Origin of the sequence: Lishizhenia tianjinensis (genome assembly GCF_900116425.1) — a bacterium.
Lineage (GTDB): Bacteria > Bacteroidota > Bacteroidia > Flavobacteriales_D > Crocinitomicaceae > Lishizhenia > Lishizhenia tianjinensis.
In genome coordinates this window covers 222,664-247,041 of the sequence record NZ_FPAS01000001.1, presented here as the reverse complement: position 1 = coordinate 247,041, position 24,378 = coordinate 222,664, and the positions used below count along the sequence as shown (strand labels likewise).

At 36.8% G+C, this 24,378-nt stretch carries 21 protein-coding genes and 2 tRNA genes; 10 read left to right on the top strand and 13 right to left on the bottom strand.

Annotated elements, in window-relative coordinates; translation table 11 throughout:
- Positions 1–54: 54 nt before the first annotated feature.
- Positions 55–2,238 (top strand): hypothetical protein, encoded by a 2,184-nt coding sequence (locus tag BM327_RS01100; protein ID WP_090245384.1) that lies wholly within the window; start codon positions 55–57, stop codon positions 2,236–2,238.
- On the opposite strand, the gene bshC is transcribed toward BM327_RS01100, so the two are convergent.
- Complete coding sequence (bshC, locus tag BM327_RS01095; RefSeq protein WP_090245381.1) at positions 2,235–3,827, bottom strand: bacillithiol biosynthesis cysteine-adding enzyme BshC; 1,593 nt, start codon at positions 3,825–3,827, stop codon at positions 2,235–2,237. The genes BM327_RS01100 and bshC overlap by 4 nt on opposite strands.
- 244 nt (positions 3,828–4,071) lie before the next feature.
- On the opposite strand from bshC, the gene BM327_RS01090 reads away from it, so the two are divergent.
- Together BM327_RS01090 and BM327_RS01085 are read left to right on the top strand one after the other, a co-directional pair.
- Positions 4,072–4,503: a peptidylprolyl isomerase gene (locus BM327_RS01090; RefSeq protein WP_090245379.1), complete on the top strand. Its 432-nt coding sequence runs from the start codon at positions 4,072–4,074 to the stop codon at positions 4,501–4,503.
- A 95-nt stretch (positions 4,504–4,598) separates the two neighbouring features.
- The gene (locus BM327_RS01085) at positions 4,599–5,834 is read left to right on the top strand and encodes a purple acid phosphatase family protein (RefSeq protein ID WP_090245376.1); all 1,236 of its coding nucleotides are present in this window, start codon (positions 4,599–4,601) and stop codon (positions 5,832–5,834) included.
- 331 nt (positions 5,835–6,165) lie between these two features.
- Here the strand turns inward: BM327_RS01085 and BM327_RS01080 are convergent, their stop codons facing one another.
- From BM327_RS01080 to proS, 8 genes are all read right to left on the bottom strand, one after another.
- The gene (locus BM327_RS01080) at positions 6,166–7,344 is read right to left on the bottom strand and encodes an OmpA family protein (RefSeq protein ID WP_170853632.1); all 1,179 of its coding nucleotides are present in this window, start codon (positions 7,342–7,344) and stop codon (positions 6,166–6,168) included.
- Positions 7,345–7,354: 10 nt separating this feature from the next.
- Entirely contained in the window at positions 7,355–8,386 is a 1,032-nt protein-coding gene (gene hemE / locus BM327_RS01075) for a uroporphyrinogen decarboxylase (protein WP_090245370.1), read from the bottom strand.
- A gap of 80 nt (positions 8,387–8,466) precedes the next feature.
- The gene (gene ung / locus BM327_RS01070) at positions 8,467–9,129 is read right to left on the bottom strand and encodes a uracil-DNA glycosylase (protein WP_090245367.1); all 663 of its coding nucleotides are present in this window, start codon (positions 9,127–9,129) and stop codon (positions 8,467–8,469) included.
- A 61-nt stretch (positions 9,130–9,190) separates the two neighbouring features.
- Positions 9,191–9,442, bottom strand: a complete 252-nt coding sequence (gene rpsT, locus BM327_RS01065; RefSeq protein ID WP_090245364.1) for a 30S ribosomal protein S20 — start codon at positions 9,440–9,442, stop codon at positions 9,191–9,193.
- A 32-nt stretch (positions 9,443–9,474) separates the two neighbouring features.
- Positions 9,475–9,546: transfer RNA gene (locus BM327_RS01060), tRNA-Glu, on the bottom strand.
- Between the two features lie 87 nt (positions 9,547–9,633).
- Positions 9,634–9,708: transfer RNA gene (locus BM327_RS01055), tRNA-Glu, on the bottom strand.
- A 92-nt stretch (positions 9,709–9,800) separates the two neighbouring features.
- Positions 9,801–10,481 (bottom strand): hypothetical protein, encoded by a 681-nt coding sequence (locus tag BM327_RS01050; protein ID WP_090245362.1) that lies wholly within the window; start codon positions 10,479–10,481, stop codon positions 9,801–9,803.
- A gap of 29 nt (positions 10,482–10,510) precedes the next feature.
- A complete protein-coding gene (proS, locus tag BM327_RS01045; protein ID WP_090245360.1) occupies positions 10,511–11,983 on the bottom strand; it encodes a proline--tRNA ligase in 1,473 nt (490 codons plus the stop codon).
- Positions 11,984–12,067: 84 nt separating this feature from the next.
- Here proS and BM327_RS01040 point away from each other — a divergent pair, with 84 nt between their 5' ends.
- Complete coding sequence (locus BM327_RS01040; protein ID WP_139230196.1) at positions 12,068–13,138, top strand: hypothetical protein; 1,071 nt, start codon at positions 12,068–12,070, stop codon at positions 13,136–13,138.
- 2 nt (positions 13,139–13,140) lie between these two features.
- Positions 13,141–14,643 (top strand): hypothetical protein, encoded by a 1,503-nt coding sequence (locus BM327_RS01035; RefSeq protein WP_090245355.1) that lies wholly within the window; start codon positions 13,141–13,143, stop codon positions 14,641–14,643.
- Between the two features lie 46 nt (positions 14,644–14,689).
- Here BM327_RS01035 and BM327_RS01030 read toward each other — a convergent pair whose 3' ends face one another.
- From BM327_RS01030 to BM327_RS01020, 3 genes are all read right to left on the bottom strand, one after another.
- Entirely contained in the window at positions 14,690–16,219 is a 1,530-nt protein-coding gene (locus BM327_RS01030) for a hypothetical protein (protein ID WP_139230195.1), read from the bottom strand.
- Positions 16,220–16,294: 75 nt separating this feature from the next.
- Positions 16,295–17,338 carry an NAD-dependent epimerase/dehydratase family protein gene (locus tag BM327_RS01025; RefSeq protein ID WP_090245349.1) on the bottom strand — a complete coding sequence of 348 codons (1,044 nt, stop codon included), beginning with the start codon at positions 17,336–17,338 and terminating at the stop codon, positions 16,295–16,297.
- A 64-nt stretch (positions 17,339–17,402) separates the two neighbouring features.
- Positions 17,403–17,996, bottom strand: a complete 594-nt coding sequence (locus BM327_RS01020) for an RNA polymerase sigma factor (RefSeq protein WP_317614727.1) — start codon at positions 17,994–17,996, stop codon at positions 17,403–17,405.
- Positions 17,997–18,264: 268 nt separating this feature from the next.
- On the opposite strand from BM327_RS01020, the gene BM327_RS01015 reads away from it, so the two are divergent.
- The 5 genes from BM327_RS01015 to BM327_RS00995 all read left to right on the top strand — a co-directional run bounded on the left by BM327_RS01015 (position 18,265) and on the right by BM327_RS00995 (position 22,319).
- Positions 18,265–19,461, top strand: a complete 1,197-nt coding sequence (locus BM327_RS01015) for a pyridoxal phosphate-dependent aminotransferase (RefSeq protein ID WP_090247579.1) — start codon at positions 18,265–18,267, stop codon at positions 19,459–19,461.
- A gap of 96 nt (positions 19,462–19,557) precedes the next feature.
- Positions 19,558–20,067: a CAP domain-containing protein gene (locus BM327_RS01010; protein ID WP_090245346.1), complete on the top strand. Its 510-nt coding sequence runs from the start codon at positions 19,558–19,560 to the stop codon at positions 20,065–20,067.
- Positions 20,068–20,154: 87 nt separating this feature from the next.
- Positions 20,155–20,523, top strand: coding sequence for a DUF3703 domain-containing protein (locus tag BM327_RS01005; RefSeq protein WP_090245343.1), 369 nt, complete (start codon positions 20,155–20,157; stop codon positions 20,521–20,523).
- A 1-nt stretch (position 20,524) separates the two neighbouring features.
- On the top strand, positions 20,525–21,151 hold the full coding sequence (locus BM327_RS01000) for a Pr6Pr family membrane protein (protein ID WP_090245340.1): 627 nt from the start codon (positions 20,525–20,527) through the stop codon (positions 21,149–21,151).
- Positions 21,152–21,233: 82 nt separating this feature from the next.
- A complete protein-coding gene (locus tag BM327_RS00995) occupies positions 21,234–22,319 on the top strand; it encodes an FUSC family protein (protein ID WP_090245339.1) in 1,086 nt (361 codons plus the stop codon).
- Here the strand turns inward: BM327_RS00995 and BM327_RS00990 are convergent, their stop codons facing one another.
- On the bottom strand, positions 22,320–24,260 hold the full coding sequence (locus BM327_RS00990) for a tetratricopeptide repeat protein (protein WP_139230194.1): 1,941 nt from the start codon (positions 24,258–24,260) through the stop codon (positions 22,320–22,322).
- Positions 24,261–24,378 lie beyond the last annotated feature (118 nt).

Sequence of the window (24,378 nt, the reverse complement as noted above, 5' to 3'; positions counted from 1 at the left end):
ACTTTTCTTTCGACTTAGTTAACGAAGTCATTAAACTAATCAAACCTACCTAATATGACTACCTTTCTAAAAAAGGCTGTCGGACTCATTTCTGTAGTCCCTCTTTGCCTCAGCATTCAAGCACAAGACACCCTATTCTTTGAAGGATATGAAACAACGTCCTATCAAAACTTAATTTATTCAACTCCCCCCTGCTCTAACCTACCTGATTTATGGGATACCATAAGCAACCTGAATGGAACGATACCTCCTTCATCTAGCTACTTTTGGGGAGTTAGAGATCTCAATGGAAATTGCGGTGGAAGTCTTTTCGAAACTATACAAACGGATACCTTCGACCTAAGTAACCATAATTTCAGCTTCTTTAGTTTCGACTATTTCTATTTCGAACTCGATAATGGAGATGAAATGAAATATCAAATCACTTATAACCTAATACCACAAACAGAGGTTATTTTAATCAATGGAAGTAACAACATTTCCTCCAATGGATGGTTAACAGAATCCATTCATATTCCCGATTCCGTATCCTCCTTTTCAATCTCCATTTCTTTTAAACAAAACGGGGATAACGATTACTTAGGACTAGACAACCTGTGTTTAACTGGCATACATAAAGACTCCTGCTTTATCCATGCACCAACTTTGAGCGCCTTAACCTGTAACAATCACGGAAGTAACTCCAATGCTTTAGATGATTATTTTGATTTTACCCTACTTTGTGAAGGACAAAACACCACTACATTTAATATTTACCAAAACGACTCTTTACTTCAACAGAACTTAGACTTCCAGCTCCCTCAATCCCTAAGCAGTATTTCAGGCTCAACATTTAATATCAATCACTTCGAAATTAGAGATAGTGCCAACACACATTGCTTTACAGAATTTAGCCTAGACAGTTCCGCACATTGCTCAACCAATTATCAAATATCTCTAAACTTACTCTCAACGACTAATTTAAACTCAAGCTGTAACCAAGGCGATTCAATACTTATAAGTCTAAACAGTATTGGAAATTTTGATAGCACTAATTACTTTGAGATCATCTTATACGATAGTACCCAAAATAACTTTAGCAGCCTTCTTACTACCTTAGCAACAAATACGCTGGACACCCAGCTTTATCTATCTACACCTCACGCCTTAGTTACCAGTAACACCTACCAATTAAGTATCAAAAGCAGTTACCCTTACCTAACAACTACCTCCACAACTTTAAATATTAACAACCCTCAGAACTGCATATCACCCTACTTAACGGTAATACTAATCAACGCGTGTAGCTCAGGGATGAATGAGGGAAGCGGAGAACTTATTTTTGGTTATACAGGAAGCTACACCATAAATACTTCTGCAGATTTCAAATTCTATTATGCTGCCAATCTTCCCTTTTCGTCCTCCCATTTAAAAATTGACAGTTTTACGCATGAACCAGTCAACACATTATTATTGAACAGTGCAGCGGGTTGTCCAAACCTTTTCATTGATGCCTATCAACAGATTATCCCGAGCAATTCTCGCTTTATGATATGTAGAAATGACGTAGATATTAATTCTGTTTACTGGTACAACCTCTGTGGACATGGTCCTATTTACGTACTTTACGCTGAACCGACAAACTGGCTAGACAACGGTCTATTTTCCAATTTAACTACTACCGGTATTCGTTATATGAAGGCTAGTTTTACTGACACCTTTGCGCATGTGTACACCAATGAAATTGCTTATGACAGAACACTAAACAGTGGTTTGGATGGAGATTTCACTTCTTACCAAGCCCCGGGTGGCTTCCCATCGCAGTATCAAAACTTTGGTTGTTATTTAACTCCTGGTATTTTACCTATACATTTACTTGATTTTCAATTGCACAAGCAAAATGAAAATATTCAAATCGATTTTTCTTTTGCAGATCAATCTCATTTCAAACTTTATCATTTAGAAAAATACATAGATGATGTGTGGAGAGAAATTAAAAACTTCAAGGTAAATGATAACTATCCCTATTACACATACGTGGATGAATTACCGCTTAGCGCCAATAATTATAGATTACTGGCGACAAATGATCAAGGTAAAATTGAATTATTAGGCGGTGAAAGTATTGCCTTTGAACAAAATGATAAAAAAATAATTGCCCGAACAAACTTGCTCGGGCAATCTATTAATGCTTCAACCAAAGGCTGGCAAATCATTTTATACGAAGACTACAGCACCCAAAAGGTGTATAATCCTTAGTTTTCTGAAAGAATAATAAGGTCGTTTTCCAAAGGATCCATGTGCTCTTTCAATAAATTTAAAAAGTTATCTATGCCGTATTTAGAGAAATAGGCCAAAACGTTTTCTTTTCTTTCCTGTAATCCACCACCAGGAAACAATCTATCGTGCACGCTGTCTATGTTCTTTAAAGTATCATCATATTTTTTCTTTTGATGACGAATCAACTTGCTTTGCATATTCTCTATTTGTTTACGCATTTTAGTCAATTCTCCCTTGCCGTAATTTTCCAAAGCCTTATCCACACTTAAAACATCTCGCTCAACGGTCTTTTCTAAGACATCAAAAGCCTTATTTAAGTCCTCAAAATTGATTTCTTCATCAGAATTATTCAATACAAAATCCTTCTTTAAGGCATCGGTAGAATTAAGAAAATCAGCAAACTCATAGCCAAGTTTGGCCATTTTTTTCTGACTCACCCCGTCTACAATTTGCACACTATTCCTAACTTGAATCAGAGGATATTGTAAATCCAAAGCGTCAAACACACCTTTTAATTGTAACCAATAGGCCATTTCACCACCACCTCCAACGTAAACAAGATTTGGAAGTATCCATTCTTGATATACAGGTCTTAACACAACATTTGGACTAATCAATTCGGGCTTTCCATCTATAAGCTCTAACATTTCTATTGCTGAAAAAGACACATCATCGCCGGCTGTAAAATTTCCTTCCTCTGTCTTGATAATACGCTCACGTTTTCCATTCTCCATGAAAAACAAATTGATTTCTCTTGGATGCACCTGACCGTGGAAGCCCTTCTCTATCAATTTATCTGTACTTTTTTGAACCTCTTTTTCAGAAAACTGTTCACCAATTTCCTTAAACAAAACAGGTCTGTACAATGCTTTTAACTCTGGAGCATCGGCATCAATAATCACCAAACCTTCCTCACCAAAAAGTTGATTCACCAACTTGAGTGTTGCTTGAGCTAAGTTATCTTCTTCTGCATAACTCTCTTCTACTAAATGAGCTATTTCAGGCTGATTTTCAAAGAGAGATTTTACCTCATGTTTTAAAGCTTCAAACCCTTGTAAATTAAACTTACCCACAGCTCCTGTTTGTTCACTCTCCCAAGTTCTTTTCTGGTTGAATAAATTCAAATGATTTATTTCTGCAAAATCGTGATCCTCAGAAGCCATCCAATACACAGGAACAAAATTGTAACTCGGATATTCTTTTTTTAGAGTTTTCGCCAACTGAATGACATGTACTATTTTATAAATAAAGTAGAGTGGTCCCGTATACAAATTAAGCTGATGTCCCGTGGTTACAGTAAAAGTATCCTTCTTTTCTAACAAAAGTGTATTCTGTACTACTGCATCCGGTGTATTCACATTGGCATACTGCTTAATTAAACTGTCGCGCAATACCTTCCTATAACTGTGGTTATAATTTGCATCTTTATCTTTGATTTGCTGAGCAAATGCCTTAATGTCAAAAGGTTGATGGATGAATTCCTTAAGTTCGTCTTGCTTGTAAACAAGTGTATTTGCTATATCGCTAAAAAAGCTCGTTTCTTGTCTGTCTATGGTATGTTTTTCCATGTCGCAAAAATATCCGTATTTCTGAATTGTAATTTTTAGTTCCCATGAAATACATGGAAATGTCCCGCTTATTTCGTTCACTACTCAACGGCAGTAAAAAGAAACAATCAACGCAATGAAAGATAGTAAAAGCACTTTAATTAATTCTAGAATTCCCCTCTAGATTACACTTTTCTCTACCTTTTCAACAAAGTCAAGCACTTCTTTGAAATTTCCTTTAAATTTGCAGCTAAATTTGAAGAATATGAAAGCTACAATAAAAACAAACAAAGGTGAAATGCACGTGGAGTTTTACGAAAAAGATGCTCCAAATACAGTTGCAAATTTCGTTAAACTAGCAAAAGAAGGATTTTACGACGGATTAACATGGCACAGAGTTATTCCTAACTTCGTAATTCAAGGAGGATGTCCTAAAGGAACTGGAGTTGGTGGACCTGGTTACACAATTGATTGTGAATTAGATGGTGACAACCAACACCACGACAGAGGTGTATTATCTATGGCACACGCTGGAAGAAATACAGGTGGATCTCAATTCTTTGTTTGTCATTCAAGAGAAAACACTTCTCACTTAGATAGAAACCACACATGTTTCGGAAAAGTTGTAGAAGGATTAGATGTTATTGATGACATTAGAGAAGGTGATGCTATCGAATCTATCGTTATCGAAGACTAGTCTCGAAATACATGAATATTTAAAGTCGGTGTTTAAGCATCGACTTTTTTTGTGTCTTAAAATCATCTTTCCACAACTCTTTTTAAATTTAGCTCATGAAAAATATACTTATACTTTGTTGTGCCTTAATCAGCTTTAATCTTTTTGCAGAAATAAGGTTTGTACGTGTTATGTTCTATGGTGATGCATCAACTACAGCAACCATTGGTTGGGACCAACTCAATGTGGAAGCCGAGTATCTTTACATAGATACCCTGCCTTTAGATACAACACATCTCAATAATTGTATAGATAAGTTTATTCAGCGCAAAGACAAAGGAATGAACAATCACTTTGTTGAACTTGAAAATTTAAAAGCGGATACGCGATATTATTTCTGTGTGAAAGACAAAAATGGTTTCTCTAAATCTTTTTATTTTCATACAGTACCCAACACACCCAATACACCCCTCGCCTTTGTAGCAGGTGGAGATTCAAGAACCAGATCAGCGGTTAGAAGACAAGCCAACCTATTGGTAGCTAAATTAAAACCTCATGCTGTACTTTTTGATGGAGATTACACGGCAATTGACACTCCAAACGAATGGATACAATGGTTTGATGACTGGAGTTTAACTGTTGGGCAAGATGGCAGAATAACCCCTATCGTTCCTTCTCGAGGAAACCATGAACGCACCAATAAAGTGATGGTCAATATTTTTAACGTTCCTTCAAAGCGAGTTTATTATTCTACACAATTTGGTGGGGGCTTACTTAATCTAGTAGTATTGAATAGTGAAATCTGGAAAGGAGGAGCACAAACTTGGTTTCTTAGAAACAACTTAGAAAAACATAAAGACTTTACGTGGTCTGTACCTATGTATCACCGCCCCATGCGTCCACATGTAAAACATAAAAAAGAAATGCAAACACAGTACAAACACTTTGTGCCTGTTTTTGAAGCATACAAAAATGTACGTTTAGCCATTGAATGTGATTCTCATACTTGTAAATCTACTTGGCCTATTTTGAAATGTGAGGAAGGTGAAAATTGTGAGGAAGGATTTGTACGTGATGATAGTTTGGGAATTGTTTATGTTGGAGAGGGATGTTGGGGAGCACCTCCGCGTGCTGCCGACGATCAAAAGTCATGGACAAGAAATGCCGATATGAATGACAGTTTTAAGTACATTTTTGTATATCCCAACAAAATAGAAGTACGCACCATTCTTTATTCTAATGCTCAGGAAGTTGAAGAAGTTGATCCTGAAAATAGGTTTGTATTACCTCAAGGAATTCAACTTTGGGAACCGAGTAATGGTGCTGTAGTGACAATAGAACCCTTGCAATAAGCTTAATATATCAAAAAGATTTCCTTAACTTTGTACTAGATCTTCATCCTTATAGAAGGCACAGAAAGATTAGACCGCAAGGTCGACCCATGCAGTTGTTTTTGAAACTTAACATTACAATATTTAGAGATCAATCGGTGCAATGATATCGAGCTTCTCCCTGAAAAGGGCTAACCCAAGAAGATTTTAGATTTACACCTGCGTTTCTATCCATGACATTCTGAAGTTTTCAGAAAATGCCCTGCATGGGTTTTTTAAGAGAATAATTTGACTTAAATAAAAAAAGTCCCGGCAAACAACCGGGACTTTTTAATTTTATACTTCGATGTTCTTATTGAACCATCTCAAAGCTAATTCTTCTATTTTTCGCCATTCTCAAATCGTCAGGATCTCCCTCTTCAATTAACGAAGATTCTGTATTTGCTTTCGCATCCACAATTTCAATTTGGTTTGCTGGAACACCTAAACTTACAAGTAAAGTACGCGCAAACTCTGCACGTTTCTTTCCTAAATCTTTCATCTCTTCTTCTTCCGTAGAAGCTTCCAACTCAGTTCCATCTATGTGACCCGTGATGATTAATTTTGCACTTGGATTATTTTTCATTTCCGCCACTACAGCTTTCAATGAACTCACACCCGCTGGAGTAACTGTAGACTTACCGTAGGCATAGTATACGTTCTGTGCAGATACTTTCTCAGCACTTGTCATCTCATTGGTAATCAAAGGAGCAGTTTGAAACACTAACTGAGAAACTTGTTTAGGAGCTTTTTCATAGTTACACTCACAAACTTCATCTTCTTCTAACAAACGAACACTAACTTCATCAATGTAGTAGTAAGCTGCAATTATTTGCTTTCCTTTTACATCTTGAGGTTTTCTAATTCTTTCGTTCTTAACATCAGCTGTATTTGTAAAGTTTCCAATAGTTAAATACTTCTCACCACCTTTGGCTACGTACTCACCACAAACTTTATCCCATCCAAACATTCCGTTAAAGACTTCTTCCTTTGGGTGTAAAACCAAATTCTCTTCAAAAACCAATGAATTTAATTTTTCATCAGAACCTGGTTCCTTTTTAGAGATGTGGGCTGCTAATTTATTGGTTGCATATTTAGATAAGTCAGATAAAGAACAGTAAAACTCCACACGGTAACGCTCCCCTTTTTTCAAAGGTTCTGTAAATTTCGTTGTGATGTAGTTTCTTTCTTGTTTATCTCCATAAGAAAAGGAAATAATACCTGCATAATTAATTCCGTCTTTAGGCTCTTCCGTACCCATTACGTTTTCCGGAGTCATTACATCCGGCATTTTGCTATCTCCCACAAAAAGGTCAGCTCCAGCACCTGTTGCTGCTGTCCATCCTTCTGCTGCTTCTATTTGTCCTAAACGACGAACTTTTCCTTTTACAGATTCAAAGCTCCCGTTTTCTACCAAATTTTCATTTTCATCTTGTCCAAAAGAAAAAAGAGAAATTGCTACCAATGGAATTACGGTAAATAGTTTCTTCATTGTTTTCGTTTTATAATTCATAGTTTTTTACGGTATTAATAAAGGTTTTTACTTTTTCAGGATCAATATCTGGATATACTCCATGTCCTAAATTCAGAATGTGCCTTTTACTTGTAAATGAATTTAACAAATTATTCGTTGCAAGCTCCACATTTTTATGAGAATCGTACAAAGCACAAGGGTCTAAGTTTCCTTGTAAGGTTCTTGTCTCCCCTACAATTTGACGCGCTCTAGCCATGTCCATATTCCAGTCCAAGCCAACGGTGTTACACGAACAGTTTGCTAAATCTTCTATAGATCTGTACGCACCTTTAGAAAATAAGGTAACTGGAACTTCAGTGATAGCAGCGGCTATTTTCTGAATATAAGGAAGTGCAAACACATCGTATTGTTCCTTTCCTAAAATTCCAGCCCAAGAATCAAACACTTGAACCATGTGGGCTCCAGCTTTAATTTGAGCCTTCAAATACTTAATGGTTACATCCGTGATTCTATTTAACAACTCATGTGCCAAAGAAGGATTTGTATATAAAATCTTTCTCGCTTTTGAGAAGGTTTTCGAACCTGAACCTTCTGTCATGTAACAGAAAATTGTCCAAGGAGCCCCTGCAAAACCAATTAAAGGTACTCTACCTCCTAATTCTTTGTTGGTAATCTTAATGGCCTCTAATACGTAAGACAATTTATCCTCAACATCTATATCGGCTTGTGCCCAATGTAAATCTGCTTCAGACTTGATTGTATTCTCGAACCATGGACCTTTTTTCTCTATCAATTGATACTCCAATCCCATCGCTTCGGGAACCACCAAAATATCTGAGAAAATGATGGCTGCATCTACCCCCAATAAATCAACAGGTTGAATCGTAACCTCTGCTGCTAATTCAGGTGTCTCTACCAATTCTTTAAATCCAGAAAGAGAAGCTCTTACTTCTCTGTATTCAGGTAAAATTCTTCCTGCTTGACGCATCAACCACACCGGGTAGCGCTCTATATCTTCTCCACGTGCTGCACGCAGAATTAAATCATTTTTAATTTCCATCGCAAGCAAAGATAAATAGTTTTATAGAAAATTTAAGTGATTCATACAGAATATTCCAAGGCCTTTAAACACTTTTAAAACTACCAGTTTATAGGCGTTTTATTATGCGCACTTAAATAGGCATTACACTGGGAAAAATGACGGTTACCAAACCAATGTCCCCTATTTGCACTTAACGGAGATGGATGTCCACTTTCTAAAACCAAATGCTTATTTGCATCTATGAGTTTGGCCTTCTTTCTCGCATAACCACCCCACAAAAGAAAAACGATATTCGAGGTTTCTTTAGATAGAGTCGCGATGACTTGGTCTGTAAACCTCTCCCATCCTTTATTTTGATGACTCCCGGCTTGACCACCGCGCACGGTTAAGGTTGCATTTAACAAGAGTACTCCTTGCTCTGCCCATTCTTCCAAACTCCCTGTAAAGGGAATCTCCTTACCTACATCTTCTTGAAGTTCTATTAGAATATTTCTCAAGGACGGAGGGAAAGTTACGCCGTGAGGTACAGAAAAACATAAACCATCTGCCTGCCCAGGTCCATGATAGGGATCTTGTCCTAATAGAACAACTTTAGTTTGTTCCAAAGGACAACGATTAAAGGCTTTGAAAATATTAGCTTCTGCAGGATAGATAGGGTGATTACCTTGATACTCTTCCTGTACAAAAGTCATTAATTCTTTAAAATAGTCTTGCTCAATTTCCTCTTTAAGCAAATCCTTCCATGCTGATGATAAATCCATATAACCCTAAACAGAAAAAGGAGACCCTTTTGGAGTCTCCTTGAAATTTCTTATAAGCTTCTTACAACGTTGCGATGTGTGCAGCTAATCCTGACTTTAAGTTCGCAGCTTTATTCTTGTGAATAATGTTTCTTTTCGCTAATTTATCTAACATTGAAGAAACAGTTGGGAACATTTTTTCCGCTTCAGTCTTATCAGTAGTTGCACGTAAATCTCTAATCGCGTTACGAGTTGTTTTGTGCTGATATTTGTTACGAAGTTTTTTAGCTTCGTTTGATCTTATTCTCTTTTGTGCTGACTTATGATTCGCCATTATCTTTCTTGTTTATTATGCTGTTAGCTTTGTAGCCCATAGGAGAATCGAACTCCTGTTTCCAGGATGAAAACCTGGCGTCCTAACCACTAGACGAATGGGCCGTTGTTACGGGTGACAAAAGTAATACTTATTTTTTAATTAGCAAGTAAAAAATTTACTTTAGTAAAACTTTTTTTCGATGTCAATTTTGGTAGCCCATAGGAGAATCGAACTCCTGTTTCCAGGATGAAAACCTGGCGTCCTAACCACTAGACGAATGGGCCTTTTTTCAAGTCTGCTAAGCTCGTTTGCTTTGCGATTGCGGGTGCAAATATACACACATTTCTTAAACCTGCAATACTTTTTTTGAAAAAAATTAAATTATTTTTTCTTGCTCCGCCTGAAACTTAAATCCTAGACGCTTACTCGTCTTCATTTGAAGACTGGAACTCAAGGACTTAATTTGCATCACACTCACCACACTCACATTTTCATAAGGTGGAGAAATTAAATCAAATTCTATAGCATGAATGAAAGTATGCTCTACTACATCTTTCCAAACCTCTTTTGTTAAGGTAGTATTTACGAAGTCGCGGTACAAAACTCCGAGCTTTCCTTTCCCCTCAACGATGAAATGATTTTCTTTATTTAAGAATATACGACCGATTAAAAAACCAGCGTCGTTCATTCTTCCTTGCAGAAAAGATTCTGCAAGGAAGTTATAAACGTTAATTACCCCACAATATCCCATACCTTTATTGTTCGCCAAGTAAGATGATTTCCATAGAGGATTATCATCTGTAAAGCGAAACACATTCGTATGCATATTAAAGACTAAAACATCACTACCTATATATGCATGAATTTCGTAATCTCCTTTATCTTCATAAAACAATCGAACTCTATCGTTATTTAATTCTGATTTCAAACAATCGATTTCGTTTTTAACAACCTCTTTAAACATTTGAAATTGCTTTTTGGTATTCTCAAACACATCTTGTTTAAGAACTGCTCTATTGATCAGGAGATCTTTGATTTTATCCGTGCACTCGCTCATAAATTCAGTTTTAGCAAATAAGGTATATATTAATATGCTTTAGCAAATAAAACTCTTCCTTTAGAAGGCTTTCCTGTTACCATACAGACACCCTCCTCTTTTTCTGTAAAAGGAATACATCTTATTGTTGCTTTCGTTTCATTTTTAATTTGCTCTTCTGTTTCCATGGTTCCATCCCAATGTGCAGAAACAAATCCACCTTTATTTTCAATTACCTCTTTAAATTCATCGTAAGAATTCACTTCTCTGATGTTTTCATCTCTAAAGGTCTTTGATCTATTTAAAAGGTTTTCTTGAATTTCATTCAATAAATTAACAATGTATTGATCTACACCTTCAAAATCTACTAAGTTCTTTTCTTTGGTATCTCTTCGTGCAACCTCAGCCTTTCCATTTGCCAAATCTCTTTGACCAATAGCCAATCTCACTGGTACCCCCTTTGTTTCGTATTCAGCAAACTTCCATCCTGGTCTTCTGTTATCGTCATCATCAAATTTAACGCTAACACCTTGCTTTCTTAAGGACTCAATAACAGGCGTTAACTTCTCAGTTATTTCTGCCAATTGTTCTTCTCCTTTATAAATAGGAATGATTGCTACTTGAATAGGTGCTAAAGCTGGAGGCAATACCAATCCCTCATCGTCAGAGTGCGTCATAATCAAAGCACCCATTAGACGTGTAGAAACTCCCCATGATGTAGCCCAAACGTGTTCTTGTTTCCCTTCCTTATCTGAGAATTTTACATCAAATGCTTTGGCGAAGTTTTGTCCTAAGAAGTGAGAAGTACCCGCTTGTAAAGCCTTTCCATCTTGCATCATCGCTTCGATACAGTAGGTCTCATCGGCTCCTGCAAATCTTTCACTTTCTGTTTTCAATCCTTTGATCACAGGCATAGCCATGTAATTCTCTGCGAAATCAGCATAAACGTCTAACATTTGCTCAGCTTCTGCAATTGCTTCAGCTTTCGTAGCATGAGCCGTATGACCTTCTTGCCATAAGAATTCAGCAGTTCTTAAAAACAAACGCGTTCTTAACTCCCAACGAACAACATTTGCCCATTGGTTAATCTTAATCGGTAAATCTCTGTAGGATTGAATCCATTTTCCAAAAGAGTTCCAGATAATCGTTTCTGAAGTTGGACGTACAATTAACTCCTCTTCTAGTTTCGCATCTGGATCAACAACCACACCATCACCCGTTTCATTGGTTTTCAAACGGTAATGAGTAACTACTGCACATTCTTTGGCAAATCCATCAACGTGAGCCGCCTCTTTACTTAAGTAAGATTTTGGTATGAAAATGGGGAAGTAAGCATTAGAGTGCCCTGTTTCTTTGAACTTTGCATCTAATATCTCTTTCATCTTTTCCCAAATCGCAAAACCATATGGTTTAATTACCATACAACCTCTTACGTCAGAGTGTTCAGCCAAATCTGCTTTACCAACCAACTCATTGTACCAGCTAGAATAGTCCTCTGATCTTTTCGTTAATTTCTGTGCCATATAAAACGGTATAATTATTGTATCTTTAGTTCTCAACAAAGGTAAAAACTTTGCCTTATAATGAATTTTATAAAAGACAAAACTATGAAAAAATTGATCGCATTTAGTTCAGTTTGTCTATCAGGCTTACTTCTCGGCTCCTGCGCTACTTCTGGCGCTGTAGCTGATAATGACGTCTACATGCAACAACCCACTGCCTCAACTCTATTTGAAGACGAAACAGACCCTACTTCTTTTGCTAACTTTAAAGCACAAGAACGAGAAGACATCATCGTTACTCAAAACAGCTTTACTCCCTTTTCAAGAAATATAAATGTATTCAATAATTTTGGATTTATGGGTTCTCCCTTTATGGTTTACCCTTATTACGGAACCATGTATTTGATACCTTATTATCAGAATGGTTTTTACCAAGGAGTGACTTATGGTCACATGTATGGTATGTACGGAAATCCATTTTATACTCCCTATCCTTGGATCAATCAACACCAAGTATTTATAGGACCTAACTTCTATTACGGTTATGGACAATACAGCAATGGATTTGGGGGCAATGTAGCTTCTCACAACACCAATCATTATTACCAACATAGAACAACACCTACGGTAGGAGCGCCAAGAAATTCAAATTATCCTTCTACTTTGAAAAATAAGCAAGTTGCCAGTGTTAATAACACGCCTAGAACACCTGGTAAAATTGAAAGAAACAACAATAGTACTCCCGAGCGAACTGTTCGAAGAAACATAGGAACAGAATATCAACTCGGAAACGCAAAACCGACGCGAACAGAAAGTGTTGGTGTTGGGAGCAGTACAAAACGACCATCAGGACAAGCTTCGTATGCAGGGAATGTTCCCTCAAAACAACCCACACGAACATACAGTTCTCCGAAATCTTCTTCAAGCTCTAGAACAACACAACCTATTAATGGTTCAAGTAGAAGAAGCTCAGGTTCTACATCAAGTGGAAGATCCACTACGATTGGAACACCATCTAACGGAGGTGGAGTAAGAATTTCAAGTCCGAGCAGCAGTCCGAGAACAGCACCAAGAACAATTTCTAGTGGTTCGTCAAGCCGATCAAGTGGAACGAGTTCTGGATCTTCAAGTAGATCAAGTTCTGGTGGAACATCAACAACATCGAGAAGAAGATAAACATGAGAAAATATTACATTATCGCATTGGGGATACTTATCTCTCAGGTAACTTTTGGCCAAAATGAAGACGATGCATTGCGCTACAGTATGGCCGACTACCAAGGTTCTGCGCGTTATGAATCTATGGCGGGATCTTTTGGTGCACTTGGAGCTGATTTTTCAAGCATACAAAGTAACCCTGCCGGACTGGCTCGTTTTTCAACCAGTCAATTCTCATTTAGCCTCCGCAACAACTTAATTAATACTACGAGTAATTTTAGCAATCAGCAAAGCAAGGACTTTGGGAATGCTTTTAAAGTTGGTACAATGGGGCTGGTTTTAACTACAGATCAATCCAGAGGTAGATCAGGCATCACCTTTAGTCAGATTACTTTAGGCTATACCCGCGTCAATAATTACCATTCTAACATAAATATCAGTGGAAGAACTGAAGCTTCTTTGCTGCATGAATTTGCCGACTTAGGTACAGGAATAGCACCGGACAACGATAACATTTATTTTGAACGTCCATTCACTACAGGTTTGGCCTACGAAGTTTATCTGTTGAATTACGACCCTTCCACTCAAGAGTATTATTCCACTTTGGACAACCCTAATATTTCCTCTGCTCTTGTAAATCAGAGTAGAAACATAGAAAAAAGAGGTGGGATGGGGGATTACAACTTTGGGTTCAGTCTCAACTACTTGAACCGTTTTTACTTTGGAGCAAGTGCAAACTACAGAACCGTAAACTACAAGGAAGAATATGTGCATAATGAAACTGCGGTTGCCAAGGATGAAGTAGACTTCGAGTATTTCAATTACAGATATAATCTAGAAACTAAAGGAGGTGGTTTAAACTTGAAATTTGGATTTTTGTACCTTCACTCAGAAGCTTTGCGCATGGGCTTAGCCGTTGAAACACCGAGCTTTTTGCGCTTAACTGACAATTGGACGGCTCGTATGGATGCCAACATTTGGAATGGAACGCAATACGTTAGCACCTTTACAGATCCGAGCTATATTCCTACGGGAGAATACGAATATAAAATTTGGACCCCAACCAAAACAAAGGCTTCGATTGCTTACGTATTCAACATGAAGGGTTCCATAAATGTAGACGTTGAACACGTGGCTTACAACACAGCCCGCTTAAAGTCTATGGCGTTTAATGAACTTTCTTATGATTTTGCCCTAGAAAATCAAGAAGTAAGAAATCAGTATAGAAATGTGCTTAACCTAAGAATAGGTGGTGAGTTATCTATAGGAGGTACCTTCTTTGTACGCGGTGGTTATGCATTTTTACCAAGTCCGTACAAAAAAGACATCTCCACTAATTTTGCTACACAACTAATCACGACGGGGATAGGTAAAAAATGGAGAAATTCTCAATTTGACATTGCCTACAAAAACAAAATATTTGATCAAGAATACTACATGGTAAACCCAGCCTATGGAGATGTAGGAACTACGATAGCAACAGCTTCTAACTCTGTAATCGTTTCCTATACTTTAACTTTTTAATGCATAAAAAAGGCTTTCAAAACATTGAAAGCCTTTTTTTGTGTTCTTAATTCAATTTGGATAGAACTGCTTCAGTAAAACTGATGTTCTTCAATTTAGACTCTAACCAAGCCTCAATATCTATATACTCGAGCACCACACGCTCGTCATAATCTTTGAGCAAATCTTGCGTTTCAGCACTCATTGCTTCCAAAATTTTCTGTTCATTCTCCTTATTACCCGCCTTGGCCAATTGTTTCACTTGTTTTACAAAAACATTCTCAATTCTATGATCTCTTTCTGTTTTGTTTAAATAACGATTGGTTGATTTTACCACATATTCTAAGAAATCAAAATTTCCTAATTCATAATGTATGATAAGGTTCAATAACCTAGAGAAACTATAAATATCTTGTCTTAAAATCTGTTCATTATCATTCAACACATCATTTATATAACTCAATGCTGTTTTATAATCCGCCAAACCGAAATAAGTGTAGGCCAAATTAAAGGAGAATAATAGTTGTTGTTCTTTATTAATTTTCTCTCCATACTTCTCAATTCCAGTATCGATTTCTTCAATCAAAGCTTTCGCCTTTTCAAACTGCCCCATGTGATTATAGAGGTGCAACTGTTCATTGCTTGTAATTGAAAACAACCTTACTTCAAAATCTATGTTTTTGAAATTCTTATCCTTCTTAAGGGCTTTTATTTCATCCAAACATTTCTGAGCACTTTCGAAATCATTTTCATCCATATGACATCTCAACAAATGAGATAGCGTAAAAATATAGCGCTTTCCAAGGTCTTTTTTGATCTTTGGGTTATGGTCTAATATGTACTTGGTTCTGTTGAAAAAAGTATAACTATCTGTATACTCTCTACTTGTTGCCGCACACAAACCTTTAATGTAATAACAAATAGAAGCAGCCCTTGAGCTCAGTGCCGTATTCTTTCCTTTGATCAAATGATGGTTGGCAATTTCTGCTACAACATTTCGTTCTTCAGCATTTCTTGTAAAACCTCCTGATCTAAAAATGTAATTAATTTTTGAGTAAAGAACTTGATACTCCGCCAGGTTTCTAAGTTTTTCAATAACATCTGACTCTTCCTCTATCAATTCATCTAAATCTCTATCGAATTTACCGGCTTCATAGGCTTCTTCTAAGAGCTTTTTCTCCCAAGAAATTAATTCAAACCAGTAGTAGAATTTTTCGTATTCCTCGGCAATTTTCTTGGCGCGTTTTAAGAATTTATCACACTCTTTATACAAAGCTTTTTTATACAAAATCTCAATGTTCTTGATTTCTTGCTTCAATAAACTATTGATACTTTGATCGGAATAATAAGATCTTAAACTCTTTAAAATAAGCTTATACAAGTGATTTTTCTCAGAAGGCAAATGTTTGATGAAGGTTTCATTTTTGAAATAATCCTTCAATTCCTCCTCATCATATTCTTCTTGTTTTTCAATAAAGTCAAATATTTTAAGATAATTCTTCTCCCCTGACTGCAAGGAAGACGACAACTTAAAAAATCGCTTTTCCGATTTAGAAAGCGATTGTATCAATTTGAATAATTCTGTACTTGGCTTCATTCTGGTTTATTCTGAGTTTATTTCTTTAACGCTGGGTTAATTTTTTAGTTTCTTATTTCCTAAAGTACAAAGAATTTATTTTTTAAGTATACCATCCTTAATTAATTGATGCGCATGATCTACTATCGTTTCTTGAACTGGTCTATATTCAACTCCTAGCTCTTCTGTAGAACGTGTGTTATTAAATTTCAAAGGAATACCTATGTTCTTTTTAACATAAGACCAGGTTAAACCAGCCATAATAGGACCCAAAATGTAGAAGAGAAATTTGGGCAAGACTCTTGAACCTATTTTGTATTTTTTTCCAAATTCCTTTGAAAGGATGTTTGACATCTCTAACATGGTTAAACTTTGGTTACAACAGATGAACCTCCCTTTTACATCCTGGTTTTCTAAGGCTAGAATATGTGCCCCTGCAACATCTCTAACGTCTACCACTCCAAAATACAAATCCGGCATTCCCATCGCCATTTTACCATTGAGTAAATTCAGCATGAAATCAACACTTGTACTATCAGTGCGCTTAGTTAGAGCAGGACCTAAAATAAACCCTGGATTGATGCTCGCCAAACTCCATTTTGAAGTTAAAGACAAGGCCAAGGCTTCTTTTTCCGCTACTGTTTTCGAATAATTATATGGTTGATGAGAAATGGAGCTTGTTGCATTCCAGTTCTTTTCCGAAAAGGTATCTCCTTCTATCATTTCCACATCGATTGCATCACCATACACGGCAACAATACTAGAGGTTTGAATAACACGCTCTATATCTCCTTTACTTGCTGCGTTTAACACATTTCGCGTACCGATTACGGCAGGATCTACGAGTTCTTTTTTAGGATTTTTTATTCCTTCTATTTTAAACGGACTCGCTGCGTGAATCAAGGCTTTAGCCCCTTTCATCACCTCATCATAACTCCCCTCTTCTAATAAATCAGCTTCATAGATGTGTAATTTTCCTGGATATTTATCTAAGAGTTCTTTAATTAAAGGATCTTGTTGGGTGCGCTGTAAATTGCGGGTAGTAATTCTTACCTCATATTCTTTTGCCAAAAGTTGCGTTAAGATATGGGAGCCTAAATAACCTGTTGCACCTGTTAAAACTATTGGAGATAAAATCATACAAATTCTTTTAAACAAAAAAAGCCTGTTTCTTTTAAAAACAGGCCTCAATATAATTAAATAATTATGCTATCTCTGTCACTAGATTATGTTTCTCTATCATTTTTCTCAAATTGATAATTGCATAACGCATACGCCCCAAAGCGGTATTAATGCTAATGTCTTTTTCTAAGGCAATATCTTTGAAAGACATGTCCTTAAAAATTCTCATTTCTACAATTTCTCTTTGAGTTTCTGGCAAATGATCAATCAACCCAACCATTTGTTGTTCAAGTTCATCCTTCATCAGGCCTTCTTCAACATTCTTATCTGTTAAACTTAAAACAGAAAAAATATTGAATTCGTCTGACTTAGAACTTGATTCAGAAATCATTCTTGTTTTGTTGGCTTTTCGAAAATGGTCTATCACCAAGTTATGTGCAATTCGCATAGCCCATGGTAAAAACTTCCCTTCCTCATTGTAGGCACCTCTTCTTAGCGTGTTTACAATTTTCACGAAGGTATCTTGGAAAATGTCTTGACTTAAGGCATGGTCACGAATTTTCATGTAAACAAAACCATAGATTTTGTCTTTGTGACGCATTAATAAAGTTTCGAAAGCTTGTTCTTTTCCTTTTAAATATAACGCAACGAGTTGTTGGTCTGTGAGTTCTTGCATAGCCATAATTTACCCTGTTTAGAGATTAAATAAATTTCAATTCTTTTCGTAGAGTAAATGTTTATGCTATAAGCTATTGTATTTAAAAGTTTGTTTTTTTGCGAACCCCAAATATAGAACAAATTTCGAACCATACCAAGGGCTTCTGTTAATAAACAACGAAATAGAAGTAAAAAGGGTTGCTCGAAAAGTAAAAAAAGCGCAGATTTTCATCAATTTCTTCGTTCTATTGCAAAAGGGAGTATTATTTTTGGCAAAAATTTATTGTATGCCAAGTATCTCAGAAAAAGCACAATTGATGCCAGCATCTCCAATTCGTAAATTGGTACCTTACGCTGAGCAAGCAAAGAAGGCTGGTAAAACGGTTTTCCATTTAAATATTGGTCAACCAGATATTGAAACTCCAGAAGTAGCTAGAGAAGCTATTCAAAATACAGACATTAAAGTATTAGAATACTCGCATTCTGCTGGTTTCGAATCTTACAGAGAAGGATTATCTGAATACTATAAGAATTCAGGAATTGATGTAAACAAAGATCAAATCTTGGTTACTACAGGTGGTTCTGAGGCGTTAACCTTTGGATTCATGTCTTGCTGTAACCCAGGTGATGAAGTAATTATTCCTGAACCTTTCTATGCAAACTACAATGGTTTTGCAACGGCTGCAGGTTTAAATGTAGTTCCTGTAACATCTTCAATAGAGGAAGGATTTGCTTTACCGGCTATCTCTGAAATTGAAAAGTTAATCACAGATAAAACGAAATGTATCGTAATCTGTAACCCAGGAAACCCAACAGGATACTTATACTCAAAAGAAGAAATTCAACAATTGGGTGAGTTGGTTAAAAAACACGACCTTTTCTTATTTGCGGATGAAGTATACAGAGAATTCTGTTACGATGGTGCTCAACCTTTCAGCGTTATGCAATTGGAAGGTTTAGATGACAATGTTATCTTGATTGACTCCGTTTCTAAGCGTTACTCTATGTGTGGAGCTCGTATTGGAGCTTTGATTACAAAGAATGAAGAAGTAATGGCTTCTGCATTAAAATTCGGTCAGGCTCGTTTGTCTCCTCCAACTTACGCGCAGGTTGCAGCGGAAGCAGCATTGAAAACTCCTCAATCTTACTTTGATGATGTTATTGCTGAATACGTGGAAAGAAGAAATATTATGGTAGATGGATTAAACAAAATACCAGGTGTATTCTGTCCAAAACCAAAAGGTGCCTTCTACGCGGTAGCTAAATTCCCTGTTGATGACGCTGAGAAATTCTGTCAGTGGTTATTAGAAGACTTCGATTACAACGGTAAAACGGTAATGATGGCTCCTTGTGCAGGTTTCTACTCTACTCCAGGATTAGGAAAACAAGAAGCTCGTATTGCTTATGTATTGAACAAAGAGGCTTTAAAAGAAGCTTTAGTTTGTTTAGAAAAAGCATTAGAAGTTTACCCAGGAAAAATATAGTAGCTTTTAAAGCTCATAGAAAAGTCCCGACAAAACGTTGGGACTTTTTTTATGCCCTCTATGTAATTTTTCCAAATTTATCCGTTTTAATAATAGATGAAAAAGTGGTTAATCATATTGAGTGTTTTTTGTTTATCGGCCAGTTCTACGGTTAAGTTTACAGCGATCAACCGTGATGAATTACGCCATGAAATTACCCGCTTGGTAAATGATCTGCGTAAACAAAAACATCGTTCTCAATTAATGTACAACGACACCTTAAAAAGAGCTGCTCAACACCACAGTGATTATGTAGCCAAACACGACAAACTCACGCACTACGAAGGATATCACAAATATAGATCTCCCAAAGACAGGGTAAAAGCCTATGGTGGGACGAACTTTGGAACCGTAGGAGAGAATGTACTCTTCACCACTTTAGATTACACGAGCTACACCCCAGAAAGAGTCAAAGCACTAGCTAAAGAAGCCTTTGATTTATGGTACAAATCTCCTGGTCATTATAAAAACATGGTGTTTAAAGATCTGAGTTACGCCGATATAGGAATCGCTATACATTACCCTAAAAAGAGAATATACATTACCCAAGTATTTGGAGAAAAGTAAATCACTTCCACTGTCTTATTAGAGGGACTCATTCATTTTTGTTATTTTTAAAACAGAAACAAGAGAAAGATGTAAAAATACCTCAGCATGAAACTTTACACCAGAATCCCCAAAAGCCTTAAAAAACATTTTGTAGCAGAAATTAATGCTGCACAACTGGCTTTCGATAATAACGACTTACAAAAGTCTTGGCGTCATTTAGAGAGGGCTCATATATTGGGACAACGTTATCCTTTCACACACAATTTGGCCCATTGGAAAATGTTAGTTTTCGGAATACGCATTAAAAACTTCAAAGAGATAATCGGTCAGATACCTAGGTTGATAACGGGAGGTGTAAAATCATTTGTAGGCAAAGTACCTGTAGGCAACCCGGGTGGTTCCAATGTTCATCCTTTAAAACCTTTTCCTATACCAGAAGACTTAGCTTTAATTCTAGTCCAAAATCAACTTTAGTATGGAAACCAAAAAAGTATTTAGCTGCATAGGTATGCTCATGGGAATTTTCGCCGTAAGCACACAATTCATACTCTTTTTTCAAGGAAGCAATCAATCCTTTGTTCACGTCCTTCTCCGCTTTATAAGTTTCTTTACTATTGTCACCAATACCCTAGTTGCGCTCTATTTTTTCACTCATTTTTTTCAACTTAAAAAAGGCTTTTGGAAACTCTTTCACCTATCTGGTAGCTTAACTGCGCTGACCACCTTTATATTTATTGTTGGACTCGTTTATCAAATCGCACTGAGAAGTCTATGGAATCCTACAGGGATAAGTATGATCGTAGACGAACTCTTGCATTCAGTCATTCCAGCCTTCACTCTTTTATACTGGTACCTGTATAGTGGAAAGGACACAGAAAAGGCATCGGCAGTTTTTCGCTGGCTAGTTTATCCGGCTATTTACTTAAGTTATGCCATGTTGCGAGGAATGATTACCCATGACTACCCCTACCCTTTTTTAGACCTTACACTAATTCCCACAAGTACTGCAATAGTAAATGTTGGTGTAATTCTCACCACAGGCTTTCTTTTCATGCTTTTGTTGATTTTTATAGGACGACGTAAAGAAAAAAGCAAGGTCTAAAAGTGACCAATCACAACGAAATGTTTAGAATAGGTCAATATTCTTCAAAGAAGTACTTGTACCTTTGCGCAAAACTTTAAAAATGCTCTACAAGGAAGCGATAAAAAAAGAAATTTTAAACCTCTTTCATTTAAAGCAAAATAACAGGGCTTTATCTATTCCTTTCTTGGCTGCATTTTCAGTTGGTGTCCCCATACTTACAGGTTACTTTTTAGGCAATTTACAATATGGAATTTATGCCTGTATAAGTGGTTTGGTGATTTTATACCTTCCCCACAAAGGCTCACTTACCCATAGAATGATTACCATACTGATAAGTTCCTTTGGGTTTATGGCCTCCTTTGCACTCGGACTCCTATTCAGCTTCAATCCTTATGTAGCTTCTGTTGCTTTAGGACTATTTTCCTTCATCGTGCATTGGGTGGTTCTATACTATAAAACATCGCCTCCGGGTAGTTTCTTCTTTATTCTAATAGCCTCCATGGCTTTGTCTAACCCCTTTGATTTAGCCCAAATTCCCGTTAAGACAGGATTGATAGGTTTAGGTACCATATTCACGTGCATACTTGCATTAAGTTACACTGCTTTTATGGTAAGAAAAGAGGAAAATGCAGGAACGCGTGAAGCACCTAAAATGATACAGAAAAACACCTTTGCAAACTCTATGGAGGCCATCATTATGGGGGTATTTATGTTCCTTTCTTTGTTGATAGGTCATCTCTTGGATTTCGATAAGCCTTACTGGATTCCCATTTCTTGTTCAGCAGTAATGATGGGAGCCTCTCTTTATCACATTTGGCAAAGAACCCTCCACAGAATACTGGGGACCTTTATTGGTATGGGCTTATCTTGGCTTATCTTAAACTTTGTAGACAGTGCCTTGGGGATTTGTATCGCCATCATTGTTTTACAGTTCATTATTGAGATGTTGATTACCCGACAATATGTATTGGCCGTAATTTTCATAACACCGATGACTATACTTATGGCAGAAGCGGCTAGTCCTATGATGCAAAACCCCAACGAGTTAATTCAACTTCGCTTGATAGAAATTGTTATCGGCAGTATACTTGGAGCTATAGGTGGTTGGTTCTTGTACAAAGAAAAGATTAGATATCATGCTATTAGAGGACTACAAAAAATATCACTTACGGTAAAAAGAAAGTAATTACAAGGTTTCTATGTAGTTCTTCATTTCTTGCATTTCCTGCATGCCCATTTTCTTTTTTAGTCTTTGTCTTGCCTTTTTAACAGAGTCGGGAGTAATCCCCATAATATTTGCCACTTCTTTGGTTGAGAGTTTCATTTTAATAAATACACAATGTTTGTCTTCGTTTTGTGTTAATTGGGGGTAGGCTTTTTTCAACCTCTTGAAAAATTCAAAATTGGCCAAATCAAAATGATGGATGAATTGCTCCCAGTGTTTATCTGAATCGCTACTTTTCTGTAACAAGGCTCTCAAATCTTCTTGTTTATGAAGGGGCAACACCTTTGTGCGTTCGAGCTTATTTTCCAAAACACTGAATACTTCTTTTTTCAAGGCCAACTGCAAATTTGTCATCGCAGCCTGTTGATGAGAACTATTGACTTCCTCCTCTTTTTCCTTCAATTGTTGAATTAACGCAAGCTTTTCAACTTCTCTTTTAGCGATCTCTTGGGTGATGTCCTCCCCCTCCAGTAAATATCCCACAACAGAAGGATCATTAAAGCACTGGGTAAGCGTAAAAGAAACAACCTTGGAATTCCTTCTGTCTTTGTACCACCTAAACACAACTTTTTCATAGTGTTGTAGGCTCTGGATTCTGTTCATCATTTCCTTTACCTCGACTTCTGACAACAGCATTTTTAAACTTGATTCGGCCTTCAAGTTCGTCATCTCCTTGAAAACAGAGTTCCCTTCAATTAATTGCAAATTTTGATCAAAAATAGCGCAGGGATAATTCGCTTGCATACGCATTTGATGCATTTGATTGTCCTTTTCTTTTAAATGTACCAACTGCTTTTCTATTTTCTTGTTCTTCTTCCAAACCAAAAGCGAAAAGATGGCTATTAGCGTAAGTATAGATCCTAATAGGACACATACGAGTAAAAAACTAAAACTTTTAGCTTCAAGTAATTCATTGCTTTTCTGTACCCTATTAAGCTCAGAATCTTTCAACTCTGCTTCTTTTGTTTTTAAGGCCATCAATACCGTTCCAAGGTTAGATTTATTCCAAATATCACGCAAACCTTTTTGAATCTCTACAGCCAATTCCAATTCACCCAAAGCCTTATGCTTTAGACCTCTACTTTTATAAAATTTGTACATTTCCTGGTGATACCTTTCCTGCTGCTCGGGGAGAAAATCTCTGTAGGCATTCCGTTTCGTTTTGGCCGCCCAATATTTAAAGTCATTGGGTTTGTTTAAGGCTTGATAGATTTTCATATACAGAATACCCATGTCCGCTTCCCACATGGCCACGCCCATACCTTCATACCAGTTGCGCACGGGTTTCAAATATTCAAGTGCTTTGTGGTATTCCTTTTGATCAATTAAGAGTTGCGCCAATCCTTCATTTCCATAATGAGGAATTTGTCGAATAGTATCGGCAGCAATGGAACTTAACTCATAATAATACCACGAAGAATCTTGCTCTTTTAATGCATAATTCACTTCTGCCATACACCAAAAAGCATAAGGCAAATTACATTTGAAGGGGTATTTTTTCTTGAACTGCAAGGCCTTTCTGTAATAGGTCAAAGCCATAGGATATTCTCCTAGTTTAAAGAAAAGTTCTCCAGTATTGGAAAGACTATGCGCATAAAACACTTCATCCAATTCTGAGAAAATATCACTCGCCTTAAGATAGTTAACCAAAGCCGCTCCGAAACTTTTTTGTTGTTCATAAGCGCGCCCAAGCTGTAGTGCAATATGGGCCCGTAAACTATCTCCAGCCACATCCTCTGCAATGATTTGCGCTTGTTTGAGATAGTTAACAGATTGGTCAAACGCAAGGTCTTTTTCCCGAAGTTCTTTTCCCTTGCTGTATAAAAGCTCTACAGCTTTAAGTTTGTTTCCTTCTTCTAAGAGTTGTTGATAGCGTGCCTCAAAAGATACAGAGCTTGACATAAAACTATCCTCCTTTGCATCTTGACTCCTACCTATCAAAATAGAACACAAGCTAATTATTATACAAATACTATACTTCACATAGCAAATGTACCACCCTTATGTTTCCTTTAAATTG